The sequence below is a fragment of the Kribbella orskensis genome, from assembly GCF_004342085.1.
In the GTDB taxonomy this organism is placed as follows: Bacteria; Actinomycetota; Actinomycetes; order Propionibacteriales; family Kribbellaceae; genus Kribbella; species Kribbella orskensis.
In genome coordinates, this window is record NZ_SLWM01000001.1 from 242,687 (window position 1) to 257,519 (window position 14,833).

A 14,833-nucleotide genomic window follows, 5' to 3' on the forward strand; every position below is an offset into this window, starting at 1 on the left:
CGCGGGATCCGCGTAGCTGCGTCCTTCCCTGGTCGGGATGGGGTGGGTCAAGAGTCGAAACTTGTTTCGATCCCGAAGGGACGCGAAGCGCTCTTGACGCACCCCATCCCGACTAGCACCATCACGCAGCGGAGACCGCCAACCACCCGCACCCATACCCGGGGAACCACCCGCCCCCATGCCCGGAACGAGCACCCGCACCCATGGCCCGAACGAGCACCCGCACTAGCGCCGGGATGACCACCCCTGCCCTACGTACCGACGTACCAGCCGATCCCGTGAACCTACGTACCCACCGAGCCACGGACCGACGTACTCGCGGAGTGGCGAGGTACGTCGGTCCGTGGGTGGCGGGTCAGGCCAGGGAGACCAGGTCCAGGTAGTCGTCGGTCCAGAGGTCTTCGGTGGCGTCGGGGAGGATCAGGACCCGGTCGGGGCGGAGGGCCTCGATGGCGCCTTCGTCGTGGGTGACCATGACGATCGCGCCGGGGTAGTTGCCGACGGCTCCGAGTACCTCGTCGCGGGAGGCCGGGTCGAGGTTGTTGGTGGGCTCGTCCAGCAGCAGCACGTTCGCGCCCGAGTGGACCAGGCCGGCCAGGGCCAGCCGGGTTTTCTCGCCGCCCGAGAGCACCCGGGCGGGCTTGTCCGCGTCGTCGCCGCTGAACAGGAAGGACCCGAGTACGTTCCGGACCTCCCCGTCGGTCAGCCCGGGAGCCACGGACGCCAGGTTCTGCCGGACCGTGCCGGCCAGGTCGAGCGTGTCGTGCTCCTGCGCGAAGTACCCGAGCCGCAGCCCGTGCCCGTGGACCACCCGGCCGGAGTCGGGTTGTTCCCGGCCGGCCAGGATCCGCAGCAGCGTGGTCTTGCCCGCGCCGTTGAGCCCGAGGATCACCAGCCGGCTCCCCCGGTCGACGGCGAGGTCGACGCCGTTGAGCACCTGGAGTCCGCCGTACGCCTTGGTCAGGCTGATCGCGCCCAGCGGGGTCCGTCCGGACGGCGCGGGGTCGGGCAGCCTGATCCGGGCCACCCGCGCCACCCGGCGTACCGGCTCCAGGTCGGAGAGCAGCTTGTCCGCGCGACGGGCCATGTTCCGGGCGGCCACGGCTGTGGTCGCTCCCGCGCGCATCTTGTCCGCCTGGGCGTGCAGCACCGCCGCCTTCCGCTCAGCCGTACTGCGTTCGCGGGCGCGGCGGCGCTCGTCGGTCTCCACCTGGTCGAGGTACTTCTTCCAGCCGGTGTTGTGGATGTCGATCGTGGTGCGCTGCGGGTCCAGGTGGAACACCCGGTTGACCGTGGCGGCGAGCAGGTCCCGGTCGTGGCTGATCACGACCAGGCCGCCGTGGTAGCCGAGCAGGAACGACCGCAGCCACAGGACCGAGTCGGCGTCCAGGTGGTTGGTCGGCTCGTCGAGCAGCAGGGTGTCGTGCTCGGCGAACAGGATCCGGGCCAGCTCGACCCGGCGACGCTGGCCGCCCGAGAGCTCCCCGACGGGTTGCTCGAGCGCGCGGTTCGGCAGACCGACCCCGGCCGCCAGCCGGGCCGCCTCGGCCTCGGCCGCGTAGCCACCACCGGCCTGGAACTGCGCCTCCGCGCGGGCATACGCGGCCATCGCACGTTCCTGGGCCTCGCCGACGGCGTGGCCCATCGCCGCCTCGGCCTTGCGGAGCCGCTGTACTGCGACGTCGAGGCCGCGGGCGGAAAGGATCCGGGCGGTGACCGTGACGTCGGGGTCGGCGGCGCGCGGGTCCTGCGGCAGGTAGCCGATGGAACCGGTCGCGCTGATGGAGCCGACCGCCGGGCGCTCCTCGCCGGCCAGGGTCTTCAGCAGGGTGGTCTTGCCCGCGCCGTTCCGGCCGACGAGACCGATGCGGTCACCGGGGCTGATGTGGAAGGACAGGTCGGACAACAACAGGTGGGCGCCGACGCGGATGTCGACACCGCGGACGGTGATCATGATGGTTACTCTCCGTGGTAGCTGGTGGACGCACTTCTGGTGTGGAAGCGGGTCGCGCAGCTAGACACAGAGGCAAGTAGCCATGGCCCCAGAGTAGATCCGGCCCCAAGGGCACGTCAGGTGATTTTCCGGCCGCCCACCGGTCAGCCCGTGCCGAGGCGGGCTCAGCGGGACTTGGTGGGGAGTTCGACGATGAAGCGGGCGCCGCCCTCGGGGCGGTCCGTGACCTCGATCAGGCCGTGGTGCCACTCGACGTGCCGGGCGACGATCGCCAGGCCGAGGCCGATCCCCCGGCTCTGGCCGTCGCCGCCACCCCGGCCGAACCGCTCGAAGATCCGCTCCCGGTCGGCCTCGGGGATCCCCGGGCCGGCGTCATCGACGTACACGATGACGCCGCGGCCGCCGGCCTGGACGGTGACGCCCTTGCAGCCGCCGGCGTGGTCCTCGGCGTTCTCGACCAGGTTCGCGATCACCCGTTCGAGTCGTCGCTTGTCGGCCTCCATGGTCAGGTCGGCCGCATCCTCGGCGACGTCCGTGATCGATCGGCCGGCGGTCGCGTCCGCGGCGGCCCGGACCAGATCGGCGATCCGGACGGTCTCCCGCAGGCCTTGGTCGCCGCCGTCGTCGCGGGAGATCTCGAGCAGGTCGATCACAAGCCGGCGGAACCGGTCCAGGTCGTCGCCGAGCAACTCGACCGGTTCCCGCACCGCCGGGGGCAGTTCGGTCCGGTGGTTCTGGATCAACTGCATCGAGTTCATCATCGTCATCAGCGGTGTCCGCAACTCGTGGCTGATGTCCCCGGCGAACCGGGCATCGGCCACCACTCGCTGCTCGAGGGCTGCGGCGGTCTGGTTGAACGACCGCGCCAGACCACCCAGATCCGGGTCGTTCTCGGCCTGCAACCTGGCATCGAGCCGGCCACGAGCCACAGCCGCCGCGACCTGGGTCAGCTCGGCCAACGGCCGCAAGGCCAGCGTGCTGGCGAACCTGCCGACGGCCAAGCCGAGCAGGGCGGTCACGAGGGCGCCGACGACGAGGGTGATCTTCAGCATCCGCAGGGTCTTGTCGAGACCGGTCAGCGGATGCCACTCGAAGAACGCCTCACCGGACCTGGTCAGCGGTACGCCGACCGCCAGCACCTGCTGACCCGCCACCTCGATCCGGCGGTTCACCTCGGTCCCGGACTTGGCGGCGTTCACCAGGTCCGCCGGAAGATCGACCGGCCGCCCGACCGCGGAATACCAACGGTCGTGGAAGAACAGCAGCGAGGCGGCAGAGTCGGTCGAGGGCAGCTGGTCGAGGAGTGCCATCACGTCCGGTGCCGGGCGCGAGGCCGGAACAGTGGTGCACTCGGCCGGGTTGTCACGGCTCGGCCGGCAGGGTGGCGCAGCGTCGAAGAGGCCGTAGTGCAGGGCCGCGGCGTTGTCGGCCGTCTCCACCAACGCCGACGAGATCCGCTGCTCGGTGAGGTAGTCCGAGACCACGTTGAAGGTGACGAGCGCGAGGGCGCCCGACAACCCCAGGGCGAGCAGGCCGTACGCCAGCATCACCCGGTCCCGCAGGCCGAACCGCCGCCGCAACGTCAGCTCACCAGTCGGTACCCGAGGCCACGGGCGGTGACGAGGTGCTTGGGAGTGGCCGGGTCGTGCTCGATCTTCAGCCGCAGCCGGCGGATGTGGACGTCGACGATCCGGCTGTCGCCGAAGTATCCGTAGCCCCAGACCCGGGACAGCAGGTGCTCGCGGCTGCAGACCTTGCCCTCGGCACCCGCGAGCTCGGCGAGCAGCTTGAACTCGGTCCGGGTCAGCGGCAGCACCGCGCCGTCGCGGGCCACCTCGGCGGCCGCCAGGTCGATCTCCAGGTCGCCGACGACGTACAGGTCGGAGGTCCGGGTGCTCGCCGGCTCCACCCGCCGGAGCAGGGCCCGGATCCGGGCCGAGAGCTCCTTGGCCACCAGGGGTTTCGTCACGTAGTCGTCCGCGCCGGCCTCCAGCCCCGCGACCACGTCGTGGCTGTCGGTCCGGGCCGTCACCATGATCACGGGGACGTCGCTGTTCCGGCGGATCTCCCGGCAGACGGTGAATCCGTCCCGGTCGGGCAGCATCAGGTCCAGCAGGACCACGTCCGGCGGCTCCCGGCGGAGGGCGGCCAGGGCATCGAACCCGTTCGCCGCCTCGGAGATCTGGTAACCCTCGTCCTCGAGCGCGAGCCGCAGCACCCGTCGGATCCGCGGTTCGTCGTCGACCAACAGCAAGCTGTGCGCCACGTCCCCCAGTGTTGCTCGGAAAAGGGCGAACGGAAGGTGACTTCTGTCATGACTTCGTCATCTGCCCGCGGGGCGCCGATGACAAGGTCTTGACGCTTCCGTGAACGACCTCCGGTTCCGGTCCGGCCGCTCCTACGTTCGGCCTCATCGAGTTTCCGAGGAGGACCAATGGCCAGTTCCACCCGACGCTTCGCGACCGCGACCATAGTTGCCGTCGTGGGTCTCACGCTGGCAGCCTGCAACGCCGGCAACAGCGGCACCGCCGGCGCGGCGGGCGGGGGTACGACCGGCAACCCGGTCGCGGGCGGCACCCTGAACATGCTCGGGGCGGGTGACGTCGACTACATGGATCCGAACATCAGCTACTACTCCGTCGGCTACCTGAACCTGCGGATGTGGAGCCGTCAGCTCTTCACCTACCCGGCTGAGCCGGGTGGCAAGAACACCGCGCCGGTGGCGGACCTGGCCACCACGATCCCGACCGCGGACAACGGCGGGATCAGCGCGGACGGCAAGACCTACACGATCCACATCCGGCCCGGCGCGCAGTGGAACACCAGCCCGGCCCGCCAGGTCACTGCCGCCGACATGGTGCTCGGCGTGAAGCGGACCGCGAACCCGGTGCAGCCGTTCGGCGGCACCCCGGACTTCGCGAACCTGATCGTCGGTTACAAGGCGTTCGCGGACGGTTTCACCAAGGTGGCGAAGACGCCGGCCGCGATCGCGGACTACATCAACAAGACGCCGCTGCCGGGCGTGGTCGCCAAGGACCAGACGACGGTGGTCTTCAAGCTCACCCAGCCGGCCACCTACTTCGTCGACATGCTGACGCTGTCGGCCTTCTCGCCGGCTCCGGTCGAGGTGCTCAAGTACCTGCCGGCCAGCACCGAACTCGGCAACCACTTCCCCTCCGACGGCCCGTACAAGGTGGACTCCTGGGTGCCGACGAAGTCGGTCAACTACTCGCGGAACCCGGCCTGGAACGCCTCCACCGACCCGGTCCGCAAGGCCTACGTGGACAAGATCGTGGTGAACGAGACGACCAGCCAGGACTCGGTCCAGCAGCAGTTGCAGACCGGTACGCCGAGCGCCGACCTCGAGTGGGACGTCGCGCCGCCGGCGTCGCAGATCCCCGCGCTGCAGGCGAAGAAGGACCCGAACCTGAACCTGGGCGACACGGCGAGCAGCAACCCGTACGTCGTCTACAACACGGCCTCGCCGAACAACAACAAGGCGCTGGCCAACCCCAAGGTCCGGCAGGCGCTCAGCTTCGCGATCAACCGTGACCACATCCTGCAGGTGCTCGGCGGCCCGACGCTCAACCCGCCGCTGACCCACGTGCTGCCGGACGTGATCGTCGGCTCGAAGCAGATCGACCCGTATCCCTACAACCCGGACAAGGCCAAGCAACTGCTCGCCGAGGCCGGCTTCCCGCACCTGACGTTGAAGTTCCTGTACCGCAATGCCACCGAGGGAAGCAGCAAGTCCTTCCAGACGATCCAGCAGGACCTGTCGAAGGTGGGCATCACCGTGGTCGGCGTACCGTCGCCCAACGCGGACTTCTACGTGAAGTACCTGCAGGTGCCGAGCGTCGCGCAGCGCGGCGTCTGGGACGTCTCGCTGGCCGGCTGGGGAGCCGACTGGTACGGCAACGCGGCCGTGTCCTTCTTCAACCCGCTGTTCTCGGGCCAGCCGTCCTTCCCGCCGGTGGGCAGCAACTTCGGCCTCTACAACAACCCGGCGGCCAACGCCCTGATCGCTCAGGCGGTCGCGGCACCGACAACCGACGCAGCGGCCGCGCTGTGGGCCAAGGCGGACGCCCAGGTGATGGCGGACGCGGCGTTCTACCCGCTCACCAACAACAAGCAGGCGAACTACCACGCGTCGCAGGTGAACAACGCGGTCTACATCCCGTCGTTGCAGAACTTCGACCCGACGAACGTCTGGCTGACGAAAGACAAGCAGGGCTGATCGGTGGCTCTGCTGGAAGTCCAGGACCTTCGGGTCTCGTTCGACACCCCGGACGGCACCGTCCGCGCCGTCCGGGGGCTGTCCTTCAGCGTGGACCGCGGCCAGACCCTGGCCGTGGTCGGCGAGTCCGGTTCGGGCAAGAGCGTCGCCACCCAGACCATCACCGGTCTGACCCGCGGCGCGCAGATCTCCGGGACGGCGTACTTCGAGGGCACCGACCTGATCAGCGCGGACGCCGCGACGTTGCGGCGGTTGCGCGGGGCCGAGATCGGGATGATCTTCCAGGACCCGCTGTCCAGCCTGCACCCGCACTACCGGATCGGCTGGCAGATCGTGGAGATGATCCAGGCGCACGACCACGAGATCTCCAAACGGGCGGCCCGCCGCCGGGCCGCCGACCTGCTCACGCTGGTCGGCATCCCGCGGGCGTCAGAGCGGATCGACGACTACCCGCACCAGTTCTCCGGCGGGATGCGGCAGCGGGTGATGATCGCGATGGCAATGGCGCTCGACCCGGCGCTGCTGATCGCGGACGAGCCGACCACCGCACTGGACGTGACGGTCCAGGCCCAGGTGCTGAACGTGATGCGCCGGCTGCAGGAGGAGTTCGGCACCGCGATCATCCTGATCACCCACGACCTCGGGGTGGTCGCCGAGATGTCGGACGAGGTGATCGTGATGTACGCGGGCGCGATGATGGAGCGGGCGCCACGCCGGGACATCTTCTACCGCAACCATCACCCCTACACCCAAGGACTGCTGGCCTCGTTGCCGGCGCAGAGCGGCAAGCGGCTGACCCCGATCGCGGGCAGCCCGCCGAGTCTGATCAACCTGCCGAAGGGCTGCCCGTTCGCCCCCCGGTGCCCGCACGTGTTCGACCGCTGCCGGGTGGAGACCCCGCCGGCGACCGACGTCCAGGGGGATCCACGGCACCAGTCGGCCTGCTGGCTGGACCACAACGTGACCGAGGCGGTGGCTTCATGACGGAGGCGCTGACACAAACCGTGACCCAACCCGTGACACAACCACTGTTGCGGGTGCGGGACGTCCGCAAGGAGTTCGCGACACACGGCCGGGAGGTCGTCCGGGCAGTCGACGGAGTCTCGCTGGAGGTGCGCAAGGGCGAGACCCTCGGCCTGGTCGGCGAGACCGGCTGCGGCAAGTCGACCCTGGCCCGCTGCATCGCCCACCTGTACGACGTGACGTCGGGCTCGGTCGAGTTCGACGGGACCGAGCTGACCGGGTTGTCCCGCCGGGAGATGCGGCCGCTGCGCCGCGAGATCCAGATGATCTTCCAGGACCCGTACGGCTCGCTGAACCCGCGCCGCCGGGTGGGCTCCATCATCGGTGACCCGTTCGCCATCCACGGTATCTCCGCCGGGGCGGAGCGGAAGCGGAAGGTGCAGGACCTGATGGAGGTGGTCGGGCTCAACCCCGAGCACTACAACAGGTTCCCGGCCGAGTTCTCCGGCGGCCAGCGGCAGCGGATCGGGGTCGCCCGGGCGTTGGCGCTGCGGCCGAAGCTGGTGATCTGCGACGAGCCGGTGTCAGCCCTGGACGTGTCGATCCAGGCGCAGATCATCAACCTGCTCGCCGACCTGCAGAAGGAGTTCGACCTCACCTACCTGTTCATCTCGCACGACCTGTCGGTGGTCCGGCACGTGAGCGACCGGATCGCGGTGATGTACCTGGGCAAGCTGGTCGAGGTCGCGCCGACCGAGGAGCTGTTCCAGCAGACCCGCCATCCCTACACCCGTGCGCTGCTCTCGGCGCTCCCTGTCGCCGACCCGGACACCGCCGACAGCCGCGAGCAGATCATTCTCGCCGGTGACATCCCGTCGGCGACGAACCCGCCGCAGGGGTGCAGGTTCCACACCCGGTGCCCGAAGGCCCGGGCGACCTGCGCCGCCGGGGAACCCGGGCTCGACCCGGTGCTCGACGACGGCCCGGCGCACCGGACCGCCTGCTTCTTCCCGTTGACGATCGGCGAGGACCTGTCGACCGCCGTACCGGATCTGAAGGCGTCATGACGGCGTCCCTGGAGATGCTCGAGACGTCGGCGCCGGCGATCGAGGGGCGGAGTCCCTTCCTGCTGGCGTTCCGGCGACTGCGCCGGGACAAGGTGGCGATGGTCTCGCTCGTGGTGATCGTGCTGATCGTGCTGATGGCGGTCTTCGCGCCGCTGTTCGCGAAGATCACCGGGCACCCGCCGAACGAACAGTACCGCGACATCGGGCTGACGCCCGACGGGTTGCCGCGGGGACCCAACGGGACGTTCTGGCTCGGCACCGACGATCTCGGCCGAGACATCCTGGTCCGGATCGCCTACGGAGCAAGGGTTTCGCTGCTGGTCGGCGTCGCCGCGACGGCGATCACCGTTGCCGTCGGCATCGTGCTTGGGCTGGCGGCCGGCTTCCTGGGCGGGGTGGTGGACACCATCCTGGCGCGGCTGATCGACGTGGTGCTGTCGGTGCCGTTCCTGCTGGTGGCGATCGCGCTGGTGTCGGTGACCGGGCCGAGCCTGTCGATCACCGTGCTGGTGATCGGGTTCTTCAGCTGGGCCTCGGTGGCCAGGATCGTCCGCGGCCAGGTGCTGTCGCTGCGGGAGCGGGAGTTCGTCGAGGCGGCGCGTTCGCTCGGCGCCGGGGACACCCGGATCATGTTCGTCGACGTGCTCCCGAACGTGCTCGCGCCGGTGATCGTCTACACCACGCTGCTGATCCCGGTGGTGATCGTCACCCAGGCGACGTTGTCCTTCCTGGGACTCGGGCTGCCGCCACCGACGGCCGACTGGGGCGGCATGATCAGCGCCTCGCAGAACTACTACACCACCGCCTGGTGGTTCATCCTCTTCCCCGGCCTCGCGCTGCTGATCACGACGCTCGCCTTCAACCTGTTCGGCGACGGCGTCCGGGACGCGTTCGACCCGCGGGCGGACCGGCTCCGGTGAGGGAGGTTCCGACGTGCTGGTTTTCCTGATCCGCCGGATCGGCCACGGCATCCTGGTGCTCTGGCTGATCACCATCGCCGTCTTCGGCCTGTTCTTCGTTGCCCCGAGCAACGTCGCGCAGTCGCTGGCCGGCCGGCAGGCGACCCCCGAGACGATCGCCCTGGTCAAGCACCGGCTGGGCCTCGACCTGCCGATCTGGCGGCAGTACCTCAACTTCCTCGAGAACGCCCTGCACGGCAACCTGGGCTACGACTACTACCACCAGGTGCCGGTGACGACGATCATCGCGCAGGCGCTGCCGGTGACGGTGTCACTCGCCCTCGGCGCCGCCGTACTGTGGTTGCTCCTCGGGGTGTTCAACGGGGTGATCTCGGCGGTGCATCCGCGCTCGCTGGCCGATCGTGGTCTGACCCTGTTCTCGTTGTTCTTCTACTCGTTCCCGTCGTTCCTGCTCGGGCTGCTGTTGCTGTACTTCCTGTACTTCCGGCTGACCCTCGCCGGGTACGAGTGGTTCCCGGCCGGCGGCTACACCGGCATCACCGAGGGCCTGGGGTCCTGGGTGCAGCATCTGGTGCTGCCGTGGATCGCGCTCGCGCTGTTGCTGGCGGCGACGTACACGCGGTTGACCCGCGGGTCGATGCTCGACGTCCTGGGCGAGGACTACATCCGTACCGCGCGATCGAAGGGGATCCGGGAGAGCCGGGTGGTGGTGCGGCACGGTCTGCGGAGCGCGTTGACGCCGGTGGTCACCCAGTTCGGGATCGACCTGGGCCAGCTCATCGGCGGTGTGGTCGTGATCGAGTCGGTGTTCAGCCTTCCCGGGTTGGGCAAGACCGCGGTGACGGCGATCAACCAGCAGGATCTCCCGGTGATCATCGGCATCGTGCTGTTCGCATCCGCCTGTGTGGTGGCCGCGAACATCCTGGTCGACATCGTCTACGCCGTACTCGATCCGAGGGTGCGGCTGCACTAAACAGCCCCCGGGCTGCGGTACTGGGGAACCGCGGTACCAGGGGGAGGCGCCCGAGGGGTCAGGCGCCCATATGAAAGTCAGCTCGTCCGCTGAGCTTTGATGGGACAGCTCAGCGGGCGAGCTGGCGATTCTGCTCAGCGGGCGAGTTGGCGGTACCGCGCGGGCGACTGGCCGGTGACCCGCTTGAAGGCGGTGCTGAAGGCGCTCTCCGAGCCGTAGCCGAACTCGGTCGCCACGGAGTACACGGTGCGATCGGTGGACCGCAGCGCGCGTCCGGCGGCCCGGATCCGCCAGCGGGCCAGGTAGTCCAGCGGTCCCGATGCTCTCGTCCGCCAGCGCGCCGAGCTTCGGCTGCGGCTCGCGCCGGAGATCCAGGGCGGCCGGATGCTGTGGCCGATCGAGCACGCGCGCGACGTACTGCGGGCGTTCGCCGACGTCACCGCGCAGTACGCGATGTCGAGGAGCGCACTGAGCCCCGTCCTGCCTGACAGGACGAGGCTCAGTCTGCTCAGCGCGAATCCGCGGGGGCCTCGGTCTCGCACAGGAAACGTATGCTCTCCAGCTTGTCGACGCTCGTGCTGCCCTCAAGGCAGGACGCAAAGCTCTCAGCCATGCCCTGGCGGACAGCGGACAGGTGGATCCCGCCACGTTCCCGATGTGGCTGCGCCCGCGTGTGGAATCGGTGATCGAGACGCTCAAAGACCAGCTCGGTATCGAACGTCCCGGGGCTCACTTCGCGCCGCGGCTCACTGCCCAGGCGCCAGCACCGGGCTGTTGTGATAGGCCGCGATCAGCCACTGGCCGTCCCGCTTCTCGAAGACCCAGGTCGCGTTCACCTTGCGCAGGTCGTCCGGAACCTCGGTCTCGCCGGCGAACAGGATGCCGGATTCGCTGATGACGATCGCGCCGTCCCTGCCGACGAAGCGGATACTGAGCTGCTTGTTGTAGGTCGAGCTGCCCTTGAGTGGCCCCTCGAAGCCCAGGGCCATGTTCTTGCGGATCACGTCACGGCCGTCGCGGAGCGAGCCGGTCATGATGGCGGTCGCGTCCGCGGTGTAGTTGGCGACCATGCCGTCGGCGTCGCCGGCCGCCCACGCCTGGTAGGAATCAACCAGTACGGCCTGGATCGCAGCCTCGTCTTCCGCACGACTGTTCGACATCGGATCTCCCTTGTGATCGGCTCGCCCGGGGTGTTCCGGCGAACTCGTCAATACATACCGGCGGCGGGGTCGAAACTCATCGCGCCCGCGGAAAGAGATCTCGAGGCGTGCTCGACAGGCTGCCGTAGCGGTCGCCGAGCCAGCAACGGCTACGCAGGTTGCGGGGTCGGTGTCGACGACGGATCGTCGAGCCCCGGCTACACACCACCCCCGCCGTTGACAAGCCCCTGGGCGTCGAGGCCGGCCGCCAGACCGAAAGACGCGAAGACCTCGGAATCCTGGAACACCGAATTCCGGCTGATGCCCTCGGCTGTGACGGTGAAGATCTGGAGCGTGTGCAGCTCGTATCCGCCACCGACGCGCCGATAGGCGGCGAATCCGGGCTGGCCGCCGTTCGCCGCGACCTCCTTGAGAAGCCAGTCCTTCCCGGCCGCCCCGAAGACCCACTCCATGAACAGGCCGTAGTTGTTGCGGCCGACGAACCAGTTGAGCATCGGCGGCATCTCCATGAGCACATCCTCGGTGAGCAGCCGCTTGAGACCCTCGACGTCGGCGTGCTCGAACGCCTTCATGTAGCGATCGACCCAGGCGCGCTGCTCGGCTGCTGACGGCTCGCTGAGAGGTTCCTGCCGGACCCCGACTTCCTTCACCCGGGTACGCGCCCGCTGCAGGGAGCTGTTCACCGATACGGCGGTAGTACCGAGGATTTCCGCCGCCTCGGAGGCGGAGAAGCTGAGTACGTCACGCAGGATCAGCGCACCGCGCTGACGCGCCGACAGGTGCTGCAGTGCGGCGGCGAACGCCAAGCGCAGGCTGCTGCGGTCGATCACCGCCGTAGCCGGATCGCCCGCGTCCAGCAACGAGTCCGGCAAGGGCTGAAGCCAGGCGGCGTTCTCTCCCTGGACGAGCGGCCCGAGCGGGTCCGACGCGGCCACCAGCCCCGACGGCAGCGGTCTGCGGCCGCGAACCTCCAAGGCGGTCAGGCAGGCGTTGTTCGCGATTCGGTAGAGCCAGGTACGCAGTGAGCTGCGAGTAGCGTCGTACTGCTCCCGCGCCCGCCACGCCCTCAAGTACGTGTCCTGGACCAAGTCCTCGGCGTCGTGAGCCGAGCCGAGCATCCGGTAGCAGTACGCCAGCAGCTCCGCTCGGAACGGTTCGACCAGGCGATCGAAGCCTTCTTCTCTCCCTGTCACTCCCACGCGCTCCTCGTCGACCCAGGCGACCCAGTGATCGGTGAAGGACACGGCCTCGACTGCCACGGCGGCCACTGCGGCACAGAGATCACGCAGGAAACCCCGGAGCCGCGCCACGGATCTCGATGACCGTTGGCCCACTCTCCACGGGGATGAGCAGTGCCTTCACCGGACCGACTGTAGCAAGACCCCCGATGCCCGCCAGCCGGGCGCCGACCCAGGGAACAACCACCCAAGGGGTCCATTTCGCGAAGCGTTGACACTACTTCCCGCGCCACGGACTCTGGCGCACCACGTGCCCGTACATGGCCCGACCGCGGCCTGATCCGCTTGGATGGGGAGTGACGCACGGAGGGCCAGTACGGACAGAGGCCGCGTGGCGACGAGGAGGTAGTTGTGAGGATCGTGGTGCACGGCGCCGGCGGGATCGGGTGCTACGTCGGCGGTCGGCTGGCTGCGGCCGGTGCCGACGTGACGCTGATCGGACGGCAACGGCTGGCCGACGAACTGGCTGAGCACGGGCTGCACCTCACCGACTACCTCGGCGCGGACCTCCGAGTGCCGACAGAGCAGGTCCACTTCGAGACAACACCGGACGCTGCCGCCGAGGCCGACCTGGTGCTGGTGACGGTGAAGAGCGCCGCAACCGCGACGGCCGCGGACGAACTCGCCGCGGTGCTCAAGCCCGGCGCTGTCGTGGTGAGCTTCCAGAACGGCATCCGCAACGGCGAGATCCTGCGCGAGCGTCTCCCCGACCGGGTCGTGCTGACCGGCATGGTCCCGTTCAACGTCCTCAACCGCGGCGGCGGCGCCTTCCACCAAGGCACCGAAGGCGGTCTCGACATCGCGAGGCACCCGGCGCTCGGCCCGTACGTCGAGACGTTCGCGTGCGCCGGGTTGCCACTCACCCAGCACGACGACATCCTCCCGGTGCAGTGGGCGAAGCTGCTGCTGAACCTGAACAACCCGGTGAACGCGCTCTCGGACCTGCCGTTGCGCGACGAGCTCGCCCAGCGCGCGTACCGGCGCTGCCTGGCCGCCGCGCAGGCCGAAACCCTCGAACTGCTCACCGCGGCCGGCATCACGCCCGCGCGGCTGATGGTCGTGCCGCCGGGCCGGCTGCCGATGCTGTTGCGGTTGCCGGACTTCCTCTTCCGGCGACTCGCGAGCAAGATGCTGGCGATCGATCCGCTCGCCCGTACGTCGATGTGGGAGGACCTGGAGGCGGGCCGTCGTACCGAGATCGACTATCTCAACGGCGAGGTGGTCCGGCTGGCGGAGTCGCTCGGGCGGACGGCGCCGGTGAACGCCAAGCTGATCGAGCTGATCCGTGCGGTCGAGTCAGGTCGCGCAAGGGGCATGACCGGACCCGACCTGCTCAGAGAACTCACCTCGGCCCGCTGACCAAGCGGACTCAGAGGCCCATCGGCAAGGTGAGCGGCAGGGCGGCGCGGACGTCGATGCTGACGGCGCCGTAGGTGAAGCCGAGGTGTTCGTTCAGGCGGCGCATCGAGTCGTTGCCGCGCTGGGTCCAGGTGTAGATGTCGGTGATGCCGTGCTCCGCGGCCCAGGCCAGGCTCATCCGCTTGAGCGTCGACGCGACCGCCTTGCCACGCCACTCCCGCCGTACCGCGGTGTAGGCGACCTCAGCGTGCTCCGGCCGATCCTCGTCGAGCATCATTCCGGCCACGCCGATCACCTGGTCGCCATCGACCGCGACGAACATCGCCGCCGGGTCGTTGATCCACTCCTTCTCCCAGTCCACCGCGGACACGTTGAGCAGGCTCGGCACGTCCATGTCGGGGAAGGTCGGCAGCGCGACCTGGTGGTACGCGAGCGGCCAGAGTTCAGGCCGCTCGGCGACGGTGAACACCTCGAACGCGGTCGGCGAATCCGGCCACGGCTCGACCCCGATGCGGCGGACCTGCTCGACCTGCCGGTTGGTCTCGACGAAGCCGAAGCGCTCGGCGAAGGCGAGCGAGCCGGCGTCCTCCACGCCAGAACCAGCCCGGTCATAGCCCTGCTCGGCGGCGTGCTCGGCGAGCGCCAGCAGCAACTTCGTCCCGATACCCCGGCGGCGCGCACCCGGGATCACCCGTGGCGCGAGCCCGGCGCGGCCGGCCTCGTCAGACCTGTCCGAGAGACCGCTGCCGACCACCTCGTCACCGAGTTCCGCCAACAGCAGCAGCCGTCCCGGCCGGTCCATCTCGCGCATTTCGAGCACGGTCGGGCACCGCTCGTTCGGCAGTACTGCGAGACGCACGCCGCGCCACGCCTCGTAGTCGGCGTCAGTGATCGCCTCGCGGATCCGGATCATCATGGTCACCTCCTCAGCTTGCCCCAGCCACCCGGAATCGGCGCGGTAT

At 69.1% G+C, this 14,833-nt stretch carries 13 protein-coding genes; 6 read left to right on the forward strand and 7 right to left on the reverse strand.

The window, feature by feature from the left end:
• Positions 1-355 precede the first annotated feature (355 nt).
• From EV644_RS01230 to EV644_RS01240, 3 genes are all read right to left on the reverse strand, one after another.
• Positions 356-1,954, reverse strand: a complete 1,599-nt coding sequence (locus EV644_RS01230) for an ABC-F family ATP-binding cassette domain-containing protein (protein WP_132187370.1) — start codon at positions 1,952-1,954, stop codon at positions 356-358.
• 164 nt (positions 1,955-2,118) lie between these two features.
• Positions 2,119-3,534, reverse strand: coding sequence for a HAMP domain-containing sensor histidine kinase (locus EV644_RS01235; RefSeq protein WP_132187369.1), 1,416 nt, complete (start codon positions 3,532-3,534; stop codon positions 2,119-2,121).
• A gap of 2 nt (positions 3,535-3,536) precedes the next feature.
• Positions 3,537-4,220: a response regulator gene (locus tag EV644_RS01240; RefSeq protein ID WP_132187368.1), complete on the reverse strand. Its 684-nt coding sequence runs from the start codon at positions 4,218-4,220 to the stop codon at positions 3,537-3,539.
• 168 nt (positions 4,221-4,388) lie between these two features.
• Between EV644_RS01240 and EV644_RS01245 the strand changes: the two genes are divergently transcribed.
• Genes EV644_RS01245 through EV644_RS01265 form a run of 5 tightly spaced genes read left to right on the forward strand, consistent with a single transcriptional unit; the run spans position 4,389 to position 10,114 of the window.
• On the forward strand, positions 4,389-6,191 hold the full coding sequence (locus EV644_RS01245; protein ID WP_132187367.1) for an ABC transporter substrate-binding protein: 1,803 nt from the start codon (positions 4,389-4,391) through the stop codon (positions 6,189-6,191).
• A 3-nt stretch (positions 6,192-6,194) separates the two neighbouring features.
• Positions 6,195-7,175: an ABC transporter ATP-binding protein gene (locus tag EV644_RS01250; RefSeq protein ID WP_132187366.1), complete on the forward strand. Its 981-nt coding sequence runs from the start codon at positions 6,195-6,197 to the stop codon at positions 7,173-7,175.
• Positions 7,172-8,221: an ABC transporter ATP-binding protein gene (locus EV644_RS01255; RefSeq protein ID WP_132187365.1), complete on the forward strand. Its 1,050-nt coding sequence runs from the start codon at positions 7,172-7,174 to the stop codon at positions 8,219-8,221. The genes EV644_RS01250 and EV644_RS01255 overlap by 4 nt, the downstream gene beginning before the upstream one ends.
• Positions 8,218-9,141 carry an ABC transporter permease gene (locus tag EV644_RS01260; protein ID WP_132187364.1) on the forward strand — a complete coding sequence of 308 codons (924 nt, stop codon included), beginning with the start codon at positions 8,218-8,220 and terminating at the stop codon, positions 9,139-9,141. The genes EV644_RS01255 and EV644_RS01260 overlap by 4 nt, the downstream gene beginning before the upstream one ends.
• A 13-nt stretch (positions 9,142-9,154) precedes the next feature.
• The gene (locus EV644_RS01265; protein WP_132187363.1) at positions 9,155-10,114 is read left to right on the forward strand and encodes an ABC transporter permease; all 960 of its coding nucleotides are present in this window, start codon (positions 9,155-9,157) and stop codon (positions 10,112-10,114) included.
• Positions 10,115-10,248: 134 nt separating this feature from the next.
• Here the strand turns inward: EV644_RS01265 and EV644_RS01270 are convergent, their stop codons facing one another.
• The 3 genes from EV644_RS01270 to EV644_RS01280 form a co-directional block, all read right to left on the reverse strand.
• Positions 10,249-10,656, reverse strand: coding sequence for a helix-turn-helix domain-containing protein (locus EV644_RS01270; RefSeq protein WP_132187362.1), 408 nt, complete (start codon positions 10,654-10,656; stop codon positions 10,249-10,251).
• A 204-nt stretch (positions 10,657-10,860) separates the two neighbouring features.
• Positions 10,861-11,274, reverse strand: coding sequence for an SgcJ/EcaC family oxidoreductase (locus EV644_RS01275; protein ID WP_132187361.1), 414 nt, complete (start codon positions 11,272-11,274; stop codon positions 10,861-10,863).
• 197 nt (positions 11,275-11,471) lie between these two features.
• Positions 11,472-12,542 carry a sigma-70 family RNA polymerase sigma factor gene (locus tag EV644_RS01280; protein WP_369410479.1) on the reverse strand — a complete coding sequence of 357 codons (1,071 nt, stop codon included), beginning with the start codon at positions 12,540-12,542 and terminating at the stop codon, positions 11,472-11,474.
• 321 nt (positions 12,543-12,863) lie between these two features.
• Here EV644_RS01280 and EV644_RS01285 point away from each other — a divergent pair, with 321 nt between their 5' ends.
• Positions 12,864-13,871 (forward strand): 2-dehydropantoate 2-reductase, encoded by a 1,008-nt coding sequence (locus EV644_RS01285; protein ID WP_132187360.1) that lies wholly within the window; start codon positions 12,864-12,866, stop codon positions 13,869-13,871.
• A 10-nt stretch (positions 13,872-13,881) separates the two neighbouring features.
• Here EV644_RS01285 and EV644_RS01290 read toward each other — a convergent pair whose 3' ends face one another.
• Positions 13,882-14,787: a GNAT family N-acetyltransferase gene (locus EV644_RS01290; RefSeq protein WP_132187359.1), complete on the reverse strand. Its 906-nt coding sequence runs from the start codon at positions 14,785-14,787 to the stop codon at positions 13,882-13,884.
• Positions 14,788-14,833 lie beyond the last annotated feature (46 nt).

Excerpts from the sequence above, each read along its gene's own strand:
- EV644_RS01230 (WP_132187370.1), bottom strand. The coding sequence starts at position 1,954 with ATGATCACCGTCCGCGGTGTCGACATCCGCGTCGGCGCCCACCTGTTG.
- EV644_RS01245 (WP_132187367.1), top strand. The coding sequence starts at position 4,389 with ATGGCCAGTTCCACCCGACGCTTCGCGACCGCGACCATAGTTGCCGTC.
- EV644_RS01255 (WP_132187365.1), top strand. The coding sequence starts at position 7,172 with ATGACGGAGGCGCTGACACAAACCGTGACCCAACCCGTGACACAACCA.
- EV644_RS01260 (WP_132187364.1), top strand. The coding sequence starts at position 8,218 with ATGACGGCGTCCCTGGAGATGCTCGAGACGTCGGCGCCGGCGATCGAG.
- EV644_RS01275 (WP_132187361.1), bottom strand. The coding sequence starts at position 11,274 with ATGTCGAACAGTCGTGCGGAAGACGAGGCTGCGATCCAGGCCGTACTG.
- EV644_RS01290 (WP_132187359.1), bottom strand. The coding sequence starts at position 14,787 with ATGATGATCCGGATCCGCGAGGCGATCACTGACGCCGACTACGAGGCG.